The sequence below is a fragment of the Cecembia sp. genome (assembly GCF_007126775.1).
GTDB lineage: Bacteria > Bacteroidota > Bacteroidia > Cytophagales > Cyclobacteriaceae > Cecembia.
On sequence record NZ_SLAP01000189.1, the window covers coordinates 1 to 13,488 of the forward strand.

Genomic DNA, 13,488 nt, shown 5'->3' on the forward strand with positions numbered 1-13,488 from the left:
AACCTAATGCCAACATTGTGATGATGGCCACAACGTCAATCCTAAATATTTCAAATACCATCATGATGACAGTAGCAATGAGAATACCCAGCACAATGATAATCTGAAAGTCTAGTTCCATCGAATTAAATTAGGAATTTTTCTCTAAATTAACGGATGACATAAGTTTTCTTTTGTGCGCTTAGTCACAAATGGATCTTTATTATCATCCCATAAATCAATGATCAACCCATTCTATTTATGCCCACATGTAAATCATTGAAGGAAAAATTATTTTTTTATGCATTCATTTTGAGCCTCATTTTTTTGCTTTTGGGATTTGTACTTTGGTACTGGAAGGATTTCCATTTAGCAGGCCCATTCTGGATATCCTTCCTTGTTTTTTTAGCAATAGGCGTCCGTGTCCATGAGAAACTTCGGGGCTTCACCTATACCATTTCCATTTTTGCTGCCGTGGTAGCAGCTATGCTTTACCCTGCTAATTTTATAGAAATCAGCGGTTACCAATTAAGTGGCTTGATTGTACCGCTTTTGCAAATCATCATGTTTGGCATGGGAACATCAATGAGCCTAAACGACTTCAAAGGAGTTGTCCAAATGCCTAAGGGAGTTTTGATTGGCGTGTTTTGTCAATTTTCCATCATGCCCTTAATCGGATATGTCTTGGCAAAAATCAGTGGTTTTCCACCTGAAATTGCTGCTGGAATGATCCTGATAGGCTCTTCGCCCAGTGGTATGGCCTCTAATGTGATGAGCTACCTGGCCAAAGCCAACTTGGCACTCTCCATCACCATTACAGCAATCACCACCATGTTGGCACCATTCTTAACACCCATTTTGATGGGCTTTTTGGCCGGAGAATTTGTAGAAGTCAATGTATGGAAAATGATGCTGGATATTGTAAAAATAGTCATTATCCCAATCGGAGCAGGTTTATTGTTTAATAAATTCTTCAGTGGCAAATCCAAATGGCTAGATGATGCCATGCCTTTGGTTTCCATGATTGGAATTGCCTTTATCATCGTTATTATCACAGCGGCTGGAAGGGACAGTTTACTGGATATTGGTCTGCTCTTGATCTTCTTTGTTACCCTTCATAACCTTTTTGGGTATTCCTTAGGCTATTGGGCTGCCAAAGTATTTGGAATGCCCGAAAGCGATTGCAGGACCATTGCCCTTGAAGTAGGAATGCAAAATGCTGGCCTTGCATCAGGAATAGCCAAAGAAATGGGCAAAATTGCAACTGTAGGATTGGCACCCGCAGTTTTTGGCCCCTTGATGAATATTTCAGGATCAGTATTGGCTTCCTATTGGCATAGAAAACCAGGTAGGTGATGTATCTGTGCCATTACCTTTTCCCTACTAATTCCAATATAAAAAAACCTTAGTCCCTTTGAACAAAACCTAATTGATCAATTGTATTCTTTCCCCTTTATCCAATATCCTAAGCTCTACTTTCGCTTTGGCTCGCTCTTCCTTATCATGGAATGTACAGTCAATATTGAGTTGCTGACTTCCTGACTTTAGGGTCAATAGGGAAGGATCAATTGGTATTTGGGCCTTTTGCCTAAGGTTTTGATCCAGAACCTGGGCGGTAATTCCACCGGAATAGCGGATAGACTCACCTTTATTGATACGAACAGGTAGCTCCAGGGTAAATCTGTTGTTCAACTCCAAAACAATACCTGAAATGTCAGCAGTCTCTGCAGTGATGATAAAATGCAACGTTTCCTCTTCTACAGGGTTTTCGAAAGTAAAGGAAGTATATAAAGGTTCGCCCGGCTGAAGTACTTTGGCATGATGCTCAAACCTATTGACATGTACCTGATGCAAATCCCATTGGTCAATTCCGGTTTTTATCAGCTGAAATTCATTGTTAATATCCTTCATTTTCTCCTTTTGACCTTCAGTCAAAACATTGGACATCCGTACCTTTTCCCAATCTGCAATGCTTTGGAAAATGGCATTCAATTGCCCATTGTTTTGTAAAGCTTCATCCCGGACGACAAAGGCATAGCCCGCATCAAATGCTGCTGAGCGGGCCAACATCCATTCCATGTCTTCTATTGGGGTATTGTTACGCATGCTGAACCAGCCCAACATGCCCGGCATCATGTTCCTTTGGAAATAAGCTTGGTTTTTCAGCCTGTACTCCGTCTGACTCTCTCTAAATCCTGCGTACCAAGGTTCGCCCCAGTTCATCCTGGAATAAATATGCCAGAAATAATGCGTGGTCCTGCTGGCATCGGTTATCAAGTGTGAGCGAATGTCATCATTGAGGTGCTCCCACCAAGTAGTGGTAAAAAGGATTTCGCCATAATTACCCATGCCCGTAGAGCGATTTCCTTCCAGGCCATCGAAGGATATCTGCCTCAAGCCGGCATGATTGAACAAATCAGCCAATGTCTGGGCAATTTCAATGGACAATTCAGTATTGGAAAGGAAAACTTTGTAGGCATGGTCGGCAAGCTTGCTTACCTGAGAACCCACAGTATGGCTTGACCTTTGGGTTCCCCAAGCCCCCCTTTCACAATCCAGGAGTTTCCAAGGTTCTTCTGAAGAAACTGAACCATAGCGGATCAATTCAGAACCGATCATGACTGTCTTGAGGCTATTGTTCTTAAACTGATCAAAAAATTCAGGTGCCGAAATATGGATTTCTTTTTGTTCCCCATTGATGGCATTTTCCAAAAATCCATAGCCCACTATCCCCAACCTGGGATCCGGAATGGGCGTTACATAGGGATCATTGGTGGTAATGAAATTGGAAAGGGTATGTACACCCACATGAATCCCTTCTTGAGCAGCCTTTTCCACACAGGCCTTCATGCCATCCCAACCATTGGGAAAATCACTTTCTTTCAACTCGAAATGCCCCCAATTTTTAAAAGGATCAGAATGGTACAAGTATTTGAGTCCTGCCTTTAGGGTATAGGCAATGGCCTGTTCAATATTAGCTTCTGAAAAATCGTAAATCAGATAGGCCGAGGATGCCTCCTTTGACATTTTAGCCCAAAGCCCGTTCATTTGGGGGTGGGGAAGTCCTTCTTCCACTTCAATTTTACCAATATACTCCAGTGCTTCTTCCACGGCAGAACCGTAAATAGCTATTTTAGAGCCAATTATCCCCCCATCATCATAAACAGGTGAAATGAAATAATCATGGTTCAAATTGGCAACAGACCTTTCTTTCAGCCTGTTGCGCGTATAAGCCTGGAGGGTACTGCCAAAAACCTCCGGCTTGGCTGCTTCAATCCGGTAGAGGGTTTCTCTTTTGTTTTCCTCACTTAAATCGGAATAATCTTCCTGCTCAAAAATATCGAACTGTGGGGTGGTATCATTGTCTAGCCAGGGAAAGCCGCCCAAGGTTTTGGGATTGAGGGCCTGTATGCCTAGGGCGAATTCCTCCCCACGGACAACACCCACCGTCTCTCCAATGATTTTGTTGATGCTGGTTGGAATTGGTCCCCAGACTATGAGTTCAATTTCCCCAAATCCTTTGGCTGCCATGATCTCAAAAGTGAGGTGGGAGGCTTTTTCTTCATATTGCAAGGTCAATTCCATATTCTTTGGAAAACCCAATACCAATTGCCCACCCTCAAGCCAGGCAGTAACAGGCAGTAAATATTCATCCCCTGATTTTATCTGAATCAAAGGGGAAGGCGCAGCCATGTGCAGATAGTTTTCTTGGGATTTTTTATCTATCAACCCGATGATGTGCCCCTTTTGATCCAATGAAAAACTCAATTGATCCGTTTGCAATTCAAGTAGGGCTTTTTCTTGACCACAGGAATAAAATAGCAATAGAAGGCCAACAAAAAAGAAAGATAATCTTTGTAACATAGTATACTTGTTTAACATAGCGTTTGATCCGCGTAAAAAGATAACTTACAGCTTTATGCTTTTTAAATTTCGAATTATCAGCTCGAAAATATAGATTTTTTTCAATTCTATCATGAAATGTGCGTAGTAATCAGACATTCAACAAAACTTTGTTTGGATATGGAGGAAGGAGTAATTTGCAATATACCCTTACTGATTCAGCTTCCGGTTTTCAAGTGTACCATTGACAGGTTTAAAAACCGTTTCACCGATCTCTCATTGGCACCCACAAACAAATTCGTTACAAATTTGCTTTTCTATGCATGAAGATTATGTTATTTCTCATACTGATCACATTCCCTATGAATTCATTCATGAATCCTGCCCCTTTGGTATTTGATTTTGGTCCTGAAAAAGATTTTGGCCGTTGGTCAATCATTAATGATGGGGTGATGGGAGGCCTGTCCAGTTCTAAAGCTATTTTGGATGGTGATGCAGTTTTATTTACTGGAACTGTTTCCCTCAAAAACAATGGTGGCTTTGTCTCTCTTCGCAGCGCCATGGGTAAATATGATCTTTCTGAATATACCCATTGTGAGATCCGTTTCAAATCAGATACCGATCGAAAGTTTGAACTGCTGATCGAAAAAGACACTCCTTTTTACTTGCCCAAATTCAGGGTAAAATTCGGTGGAAAAACCCAAGATTGGAAAACGCTCACCATCCCTCTTGAGGCTTTGGAAATCAGCAGGATGGGCAATACCATACAAGAGGGCATAGATACCCAAGACCTGAAAGGTATTCAGCGGATTGGATTTATTTTGGCTGACAAGCAGGAGGGGAGCTTTCAGTTGTGGATTGATTATCTAAAGTTTTATTGATAAAGGAAGCTTTTGGACTACACAAAATACCTTTCATGAACTACTACTTTACCACAGTCCGCGGTATGGCTGCAGGCAATCGGCTCAGCATTTCATTGTTTAATAATTGCGTGCTGTTGGTAAAACTGGACACATTGATCACATTATTATTTTGTCGACCAATGAGTACCACCTCATCCCCCAATTGCGCCTCTTTGATATGGGTGATGTCCACCATGAACAAATTCATATTGATCAGCCCAACGATCGGGGCCTTTTTGCCATGGATAAGTACCTGTCCTCTGTTGGAAAGTGCTCGGGGATAGCCATTAGAATAACCCAATGGCATTACAGCTATGGTCATTTTGTGTGTCGCCTGAAAAGATGTACCGTAGCCTATAAATTCTCCCTGCTCCACATCCCGGATATCCATGATATCGGTCTTCCATGTGAATATCCGCTTGAGTGAGGCATCCGCCTTTTTGTTGGTTTCATGCAGATGTGCGAAATAAATATCGGGACTTGGCCAAAATCCATATTGGGCTACGCCGATTCTTACCATATCGTAAACGGTATCCTGCATGGCCAAAGCAGCCGCAGAACAAGCAATATGACGGATATTCGGCATTATTTTTTTGTCCCGACATTGCTTCAAAAAGGCTTTGTACCGCTTATGCTGCATATCAATTTTAAATTGATTAGAAACAGACTCGGCTCCTCCGAAGTGGGTGCAAAGGCCTTCAAAAATGATGTGTTCTTGATGCTTTTTAAGAAAATTAAGGACTTTGAGAAAATCTTTCTGCGGTAAACCTGTTCTATTTGCACCTGTTTCCACTTCAATATGTACTTTGGCCGGCTTACCCACTTTTTTAGCTGCGGCCAAAGTCTTTGGCAATCGTTCATAATTGTAAACAAAAAATTCAATGTTATTTTCAATTGCCCAGGGGATATCCTCCTCATAAATGATTCCCATGATCATAATCCTACTGTTGCCAGAACAAACTCGCAATACTTCTTCCGCCTCAAAACTTGAGGCAACGGAAAAATGTTGGATACCGCATTTTTCCGCCATAGGAACAAATGTCCGGATGCCATGTCCATAGGCATTTGCTTTCACGACAGATGAAACAATCGCTTTGTCACCGATTTTCTTTTTGATAAAATTGATATTGTTTTTATAAGCAGATTGTTTCAGTTCAATCCGCGAGGAATGTTTTACCATGATTTTTTTCTTTCGATCCAAGTATAAGCACGTCCCCAACTTTCCTTGGCTAATTTTTCTATTTGTTTGACTTCTTTGGCCGGAACGTTTTTCATTTTGCCTGCTGCTTCCAAATTGTTGTAATGGAAAGCATAGATTCTGGCAGCAAATTCATACAATGGGAGGGAAGATTCTCCATAGACCTCTCCATTTCCAAATACAGATGGTTTGATACCCTGTCCCCAGTCCTGACGCCCCTCATTATTGGGATTCAAAAAATAGGCCCTGTAGATGCCCTTTAGATCCAAATCTACGCGCAGCAACGAAACAGCATGAAAGCCAAGCATGTCTCCTTTGGCACTGGTAATAAAGATTCCTACAGGGTTTGGATAAATCAATCTGTGACCTCCATTATAGCTTGGATGTGCCATGGCGTAAAAAACCCTTATAAAACCATCAAAATCCACTATGGCATTACTCAAATAGTCATATGCAGAAGCAAAACCTATTTGGATCCATTGTCCGTAAAGGGCTGGGTTTACCCACTTATGCGGATCTTCCCCTCTTCCGGAAGCCCGTAGCATCATTTCATTGTAAATTTTATCCAGCATGGGTACCAGCGTCACGGAAACAGCATCTAGATTATGATCCAGGTTTTGAACCAATCCCAACCCTACTTCAGATGATTTGATTTCCTGTGCCTCAAAGCGAAAAGTAAGGTCATTATGGGTAGCAGCAGTCTGAACCATATGAATCAATTTTGCGGGAGCATGTTGACTCCACATGCTGATGCCTCTAGCACTCTGACAGGTAGGGTTATTCCCCTGGCCAATTCCAAGCGGTTGTCCCAAAACCCTAAAAAGCGCACCCATTAAATACTGCAAGGCATTTACTTTTTCGTGGGGTGTTCTGGTAGATTTCAATATCCTTTCCTCTACTTCAGGATGAATTTTGATTGCCAACATATTGGCCAATCCAGAGCGCACTGCCTCTCTTGAAAAAATACCCGATTCCAACATTTTGGCAAGGCCATAAATACATTGCGCATTGTAAGGATGTATTGTTTTAAGGATCAGGTTTGCAATGAATTCTTGGAATTCTTTCCATCTGGCTGTTCCTGCTTCACTCAAACCTAAGCATAAAGGAACCAATTCTTTATGGTCTTGCCCTGTAAGAAAGAGTACCAAGACTGCGTGGTATTGGCTGACCAAGCCAAAACTTAACATGACACGGCTCATTTCTTTACATTCTTCCTTTAATTGACTTTTAGTCAATTTATTTAGTGATAATCCATATTCCCGGAAGTCTTTATTCAGTGTTCTTAGGGTAGGTCTGTAGATAGATCTTTGAAACCGCAAAAGTTTTGCATCCAGTTCATTTTTTGGATCCAAATCAATTTTTTCCTTGATCAGGGCTATAATTTTCCTCTGCTTTTCGGTAACGACAGGTCGCTGTTCACAGATCAAAGTAAGCTCTTCCACCAGTTTTTCTTTGACATTGTTAAGGGCAGTTTTTTCTGAAATGAATTTGAACAAAGTATGTACTTTTTTCAATTCATGCTCCCCCATCACTAACCTTGTCTCCTCTAAAGGTTCATTGAAAACAAATTCCAAATTGGCCACAATGACCTCTTGTATATAATTTTCAGCATCTCCAGATCCTAATCGATTATTTTGAATTTCATCTTTTGCCATTGCCAATAAACGCAATTCGCTCAATATTTCAATGGTAGAATTGGGATGGCCACTTTTGAGGGTACCATTTACCAGCCCCGCTACCAATTTACTGGGATCTGCCCAAGCAGAGCCTTCGAAAATGCCTGCATCCGTCAGTTCGGCAATATGTTGATAGACAAACTCAAGACCTTCAGGATTATCAATCAGCAAATCAATCTGCCCCATTAACCTTCGCGCCTTTTCAGGCTTAGTTAGTGTTGTGGCCTGACTGAATTCTTTGTATTGCTCTTCGAAATTTTGATATGTTTTGTCTGTTAGCACTTGATTATGCATGAAGGAGGAAAATTTTGGATCTGTTATATAGATTTCTTTTATGGGCTGAAAGTAAATAAAACCTTTCAGGGTGAAAGGCTTTATTCATTTCAAATTTTAATTTGAGATATCAATGGTAGAAATCTACATTTTCATAATGCAGCAGTAACTCCGTCATTCTATCCGAATCTTCCCCTTTGAAGTTTACCGTACCAAAATGATTTCCAAATCCTTCTCTGCTGTTGATCTTTTGATTAGTGTAAGGTGGAATCAGATTATGGTCAAGAAAGTAGGATTCTTCCTTCAATTCTTCCGGAATTTCCAATTTGTTGATTACATCTTTTTGCGGATAAATCATGACATTGCCATAAAAGTTCTTAGGCCTGGCATCCATAGTAGGTAAAATTTCTTTCAACTCCTCTTCACTTAGACTTGGGTCATGACAAAGAACAAAGGCTCCTAAAGCATCAAAATCATAAGCCTTACCTGCTAATTCTAAAATATGACCTCCCGGAATTCTGCAGGCCACTTCCCCAAAACTCAATTCATCATTTTCAGTAAGAAACCATTCTGGATGAATCATACCATATTCAATACCAAATAAGTCCACCAGTTTCTGCATTTCTTTCATGATCTTTTCCCGCTTTGAATGAAGATAATTTCCTTCAGGGATAAAGTTGGAATAGCCCAATTTTACATATTCTGTAATATTCAGAAAACGGATTTTACCTCCATGAATAAAAGCTTCACAGGAAAACTCCGTGCCAGGTAAATGGCTTTCCGCCAAACATGGAAAATCACTGTCTTCACATTTATCTTCAATGTCCTGCATGGATTTCAGCAAGCGGTGCCCCACTGTGCCAGCCGAAGCAAAGGGCTTGATATGTACCCAGCTATCCTTTTCACCGTCTATTTGTAAGTTGGCCTGATTCAATCTTCTCATGAAGTTTTTAACACCTTCTTTGTTATGTACTTCCTCAAAAAGTCCTACTCTCAAGCCCCCTATCAGTGCTTTTCTTTTCATCATCGCCTTATTTCTGAACAAAAAAGCCCTGTTCAGAACCCGGGGATCTCCCCTGTAAATGGAATTGAGTGCGCCGGCCCATTCCACTGTCTCTTCAAATAGTGGAACCGCCACATCTACCTCAAAAGGTTTCAGTTTTTCATACAAATCCAAAGAATTGGATGTGTCACTCCACTCATCAAATTGGTAGCTAACAAAAGGAACATTATTTTCTTTTGCATATTCCTCAAAATCGGGAAAAGAAACTACCACATAAGGTTTATTGAGCTTTTGCATACTTTCGATTACAGGCAAACTCCAACCCATCAATGCAAAACATTTTGCCATAATTATAAATTTATTTAGTTATAAATAATTTGTACCTAGGTAATATATTAAAAATGAATACAAATACAAGTTTTTGCCATATTAATTAAAAATTAAATTCAATTTTTATTTTAAAACCAATTACCCTTATCTGGTTTTGGGCAGACCAATACCTGATTGTTAATGGGATAGACCTAAAGTTCATGTGGTTTCTGACATTTGGACAAAAAAATATGGGTGCAATTTTATTTGCACCCATATTCAGGGATTGTGGTAGTCAAATAAATTCAATACGGAATATTTCCGCAACAAGGATTTTTATTTTGGTAGTAACACGCTATCAATTACATGAACAACTCCGTTACTTCCAGAGAGGTCTGCAGCTACTACAGTAGCATCATTGATCATTACTTTACCATCTTTAATTGATACTGTCAGTTCCTGTCCTTGAAGGGTGGTAACTACCTGCCCATCTGACAAATCACCTGACAATACATTACCTGCCACCACATGATAAGTAAGGACGGCAGTCAGCTGATCTTTATTTTCTTCCAGCAAAAGACTCTCTACAGTGCCGTCAGGCAATGCACTGAAAGCTGCGTTGGTTGGTGCAAAAACCGTAAAAGGACCATCACCACTCAATGTCTCTACCAGACCTGCTGCTGATACTGCTGCTACTAATGTGGTATGGTCCGGGGATCCCACAGCAATATCTACCACTGTATTCGGAGCTTCTTCCACTACTACTTCTTCAATTTCTTCTACCTCAGTAGTTTCTGTAGATTTGTTGTCGCAACTCAGTGCGAAAACTGTCAAACCGCTAATTGCGGCAAGGGATAAAATTTTGGTGAATTTCATTTGATTAAATGTTTTGATGTTGGTTACCAATCATTAACAAGCAATGCACAAGAAAGTTTAAATGCATTCCAATTAATTGGCATCAGTTAAAATCGAAGTAGGCATTTCAATTAAAAAATAAATACTTTTGTAAGGCTATACCACTATTGATGCCAAAAGGAAAAAAAGCGCAGAACCCTTACAAATCTGTTCTTCATTTGAGGAACAAGCATAGGGAGCAGTATGATTTCGATTTATTGATCCGTGCATTACCGGATTTAAAAGCTTTTGTGATTACCAATAAATTTGGGGATACTAGCATAGATTTTTTTGATCCAAAAGCTGTTTTAGCGCTCAACAAAGCCCTTTTGAAGCAATATTATAGGATTGATTACTGGTCAATCCCTGAAAATTACCTTTGTCCGCCCATCCCGGGTAGGGCAGATTACATCCATTATGTGGCTGATTTACTTGCTGAACAGCCCGATCATTTCCAAAATCCTGTAAAATGCCTGGACATAGGGGTAGGAGCTAATTGCATCTATCCCATCATCGGACATCAGGAGTATGGTTGGACTTTTGTTGGCACTGACATTGATCTAAACGCCATTGCGGCTGCCAATACACTCATTAGCAAAAATCCCCAATTGAAAGGTCATATAACCTTAAGGTACCAAAGTAATTCTAAAAATTTTTTCGCAGGAATCATTCAGCGTGATGAGATTTTTGACCTAAGTATCTGTAATCCTCCTTTTCATGCTTCGGCCAAAGAGGCGCATGAAAGTGCCAGACGAAAACTGTGCAACCTTAAAGGTGAAAAGGTAGAAAAAACCGTATTGAATTTTGGTGGAAGGCGCAATGAACTTTGGTATCCTGGAGGAGAGCTTAAGTTTTTGAGCAATATGATTTACGAAAGCAGAAAATTCAGCAAGCAGTGCCGTTGGTTTACCAGCTTGGTATCCAAGAAGGAAAACCTGGACAAACTTTATAATACGCTTGATGCTGTCGATGCCAAAAGCATCAAAACCCTTGAAATGGGGCAGGGGAATAAGATCAGCAGGATTTTGGCATGGAGTTTCATTAGGTAGTTGATTTTTTTCTGAAATCTATGATCCTACGGAAATTAAGGATTCTTGATGGAGGTGCCTTTGCTATTAATATGCGACCCATTCAGGGTCGGGGTGTGGGATCCTTAATGCATTTTCTATAAATATATGACCCATTCTGGGTCAATGGGTTTCGAATTCAATTTTTGATTATGTATAAAACAAGCAAATCCTAAATCCGGAATCTCAAATTAACCCGAAGGGTTAACATATTTATAGCAAGCAATATCGGTTAAATGTTCCCCACCGACCCCGAAGGGTGTCGAATATTTTATCTTAAAAACTTCACTTGTCTTCAATCCAATTGAACAAATATTCATCTTTATGTTCAATCTGGAATTTTTTCATAAACTCCTTATACTCTTGTTTGAAGGTCTTTTTTTTATGATGCTCTTTTTGATTCTTGACATAAGCAATTACCCTGTCCAATGCCGAATGGGAATAAGAAAAAGCACCATACCCATCCTGCCATTTGAACTGGTATGGACAAAATTTCTTTTCATTTATAAATTTATTGGATGCCTTTTTTACCTCCATCACCAAATCGGACAAGCAACAAGAAGGTTTTAGGCCAATCAAAATATGAATGTGATCAGGCATGCCGTTTATAGCCAATAATTTTTGATCTTTATTTTGAATAATTCCTGTTATGTATTTGTACAATTCGTCTTCCCATGATTTTTGGATAAGTGAATTTCTTCCTTGGACTGCAAAGACAAGTTGAATGTAGATCTGTGAAAAAGTACCAGCCATGTTTCAAAAATTTAAGGTTATTAAAGTCTGATTTAGAGTATCCAAAATCAAAATTCAATATAAAAAATGAATGGTTTTTGAACAATTGGATAGGGAAATGGAGGTCAATTTATCCGATTAATTTTAAGTTTGACCCATTCTTGGTCGGTGAGCCAACTGTCAAGAACGTTGTTATAAATATGCGACCCCTTCAGGGTCGGGGTGCGGGGTTATTGACCGCTTTGCTATAAATATATGACCCATTCTGGGTCAAATGGGACACTATATCGTCATTGTGATGCAACAAATCTGCGACCTAATATGGGTCATGGCGAGGGGTATTGATCCATTGCGATAATTATATGGGCCTATTTCGGAAAATGGGCTTCGAATTCAATTATCAATTACTTAAATAAAAAACACATCCTTAATCTGGGATCTCTAATTTACCCGAAGGGAGGGCTGCCAGGTGTAGGGGAGGATTTATAGAAAAGATTTGGATTCATGAACCGATCGACCCCGAAGGGTGTCGTATATTTATAGCAAACAATATCGGTTAAATGTTCCCCACCGACCCCGAAGGGCGTCGAATAATATTACGGAAAAGGTACGACCCCTTCAGGGTCGGGGTGCGGGGGTATTGACCGCTTTTCTATAAATATATGACCCATTCTGGGTCAAATGGGTTTCGAATTCAATTATCACTTATGTAAATAAGAAACACACCCTAAATCCGGAATTTCTAATTAACCCGAAGGGTTAACATATTTATAGCAATATCGATTAAATCTTACCCATCGACCCCGAAGGGTGTCGAATAATATTACGGAATATATGCGACCCCTTCAGGGTCGGGGTGCGGGATGATTGACCGCTTTCCTATAAATATATGACCCATTCTGGGTCAATGGGTCCTAAATCATTATCATAATTCTATAAAAATGCGACCCATTCTGGGTCGATTCTTTGCTACATAAAATTTTAAAAATCAAATACATTAGCCTTCCAACCCCTTTGCCTTGCAAATACCCGCTTCCCGTACTATATTCATTAGCTAAACATTGATATACCTTTTTTAGATAGCATGGCTTTTAATGAAAACTCGAGGGTGAAGATCCCTGCAATTTTACACCTGATGCGCTTGGGCTATTCCTATATCCCTCTATCCCAACAGCATCGCAGGGAAGAGTCCAATGTCTTTGAGGATAATTTGGAATATAAAGATGGTATTGTGGAACCTAAACCGTCACCAGTGGCTGAGCAAAGTCGAAGCCATAACTGAGTCACAACCTTGTTAAAACCAATGCCCATGAAACCAAAAGACATTTTACTTTTCCGAAATAATGATCAAACAGTCAATGTATCGGTAATTTTCCAAAATGGCACTTTTTGGCTGACCCAAAAGTCCATGGCAGAACTCTTTGGAGTAAATGTACCCGCCGTAAGTAAACATCTGAAGAATATATTTGAAACAAAGGAATTGGATGAGGATTCAGTTATTTCCATTTTGGAAACAACTGCCTCAGATGGCAAAAACTATTCAACCAAATTCTACCGCTTAGAAGCAATTCTCGCTGTAGGTTACCGGGTCAATTCAGTACAAGCCGCAGAT

At 40.1% G+C, this 13,488-nt stretch carries 10 protein-coding genes and 1 pseudogene; 5 read left to right on the forward strand and 6 right to left on the reverse strand.

Annotation, left to right across the window (positions count from 1 at the left end):
- Positions 1-240 precede the first annotated feature (240 nt).
- Positions 241-1,335 (forward strand): bile acid:sodium symporter family protein, encoded by a 1,095-nt coding sequence (locus QZT73_RS12645; protein WP_291780265.1) that lies wholly within the window; start codon positions 241-243, stop codon positions 1,333-1,335.
- Between the two features lie 69 nt (positions 1,336-1,404).
- Here QZT73_RS12645 and QZT73_RS12650 read toward each other — a convergent pair whose 3' ends face one another.
- A complete protein-coding gene (locus tag QZT73_RS12650) occupies positions 1,405-3,843 on the reverse strand; it encodes a hypothetical protein (protein WP_291788480.1) in 2,439 nt (812 codons plus the stop codon).
- Between the two features lie 341 nt (positions 3,844-4,184).
- Between QZT73_RS12650 and QZT73_RS12655 the strand changes: the two genes are divergently transcribed.
- Complete coding sequence (locus QZT73_RS12655) at positions 4,185-4,703, forward strand: CIA30 family protein (protein ID WP_291780269.1); 519 nt, start codon at positions 4,185-4,187, stop codon at positions 4,701-4,703.
- A gap of 43 nt (positions 4,704-4,746) precedes the next feature.
- On the opposite strand, the gene alr is transcribed toward QZT73_RS12655, so the two are convergent.
- The 4 genes from alr to QZT73_RS12675 form a co-directional block, all read right to left on the reverse strand.
- A complete protein-coding gene (alr, locus tag QZT73_RS12660) occupies positions 4,747-5,904 on the reverse strand; it encodes an alanine racemase (protein WP_291780271.1) in 1,158 nt (385 codons plus the stop codon).
- On the reverse strand, positions 5,898-7,892 hold the full coding sequence (locus QZT73_RS12665; RefSeq protein WP_291788483.1) for a hypothetical protein: 1,995 nt from the start codon (positions 7,890-7,892) through the stop codon (positions 5,898-5,900). The genes alr and QZT73_RS12665 overlap by 7 nt, the downstream gene beginning before the upstream one ends.
- A gap of 109 nt (positions 7,893-8,001) precedes the next feature.
- Positions 8,002-9,222: a carboxylate--amine ligase gene (locus QZT73_RS12670; RefSeq protein WP_291788486.1), complete on the reverse strand. Its 1,221-nt coding sequence runs from the start codon at positions 9,220-9,222 to the stop codon at positions 8,002-8,004.
- A 297-nt stretch (positions 9,223-9,519) separates the two neighbouring features.
- Entirely contained in the window at positions 9,520-10,059 is a 540-nt protein-coding gene (locus tag QZT73_RS12675; protein ID WP_291782467.1) for a fasciclin domain-containing protein, read from the reverse strand.
- A 149-nt stretch (positions 10,060-10,208) separates the two neighbouring features.
- On the opposite strand from QZT73_RS12675, the gene rlmF reads away from it, so the two are divergent.
- Entirely contained in the window at positions 10,209-11,126 is a 918-nt protein-coding gene (gene rlmF / locus QZT73_RS12680; protein ID WP_291788489.1) for a 23S rRNA (adenine(1618)-N(6))-methyltransferase RlmF, read from the forward strand.
- Between the two features lie 303 nt (positions 11,127-11,429).
- Here rlmF and tnpA read toward each other — a convergent pair whose 3' ends face one another.
- Complete coding sequence (tnpA, locus tag QZT73_RS12685) at positions 11,430-11,897, reverse strand: IS200/IS605 family transposase (RefSeq protein WP_291788491.1); 468 nt, start codon at positions 11,895-11,897, stop codon at positions 11,430-11,432.
- Between the two features lie 1,063 nt (positions 11,898-12,960).
- On the opposite strand from tnpA, the gene QZT73_RS12690 reads away from it, so the two are divergent.
- Together QZT73_RS12690 and QZT73_RS12695 are read left to right on the forward strand one after the other, a co-directional pair.
- Complete coding sequence (locus QZT73_RS12690; protein WP_291788494.1) at positions 12,961-13,158, forward strand: hypothetical protein; 198 nt, start codon at positions 12,961-12,963, stop codon at positions 13,156-13,158.
- Positions 13,159-13,185: 27 nt separating this feature from the next.
- Positions 13,186-13,488 (forward strand): annotated as a pseudogene (locus QZT73_RS12695) (cell filamentation protein Fic); the annotation flags it as partial.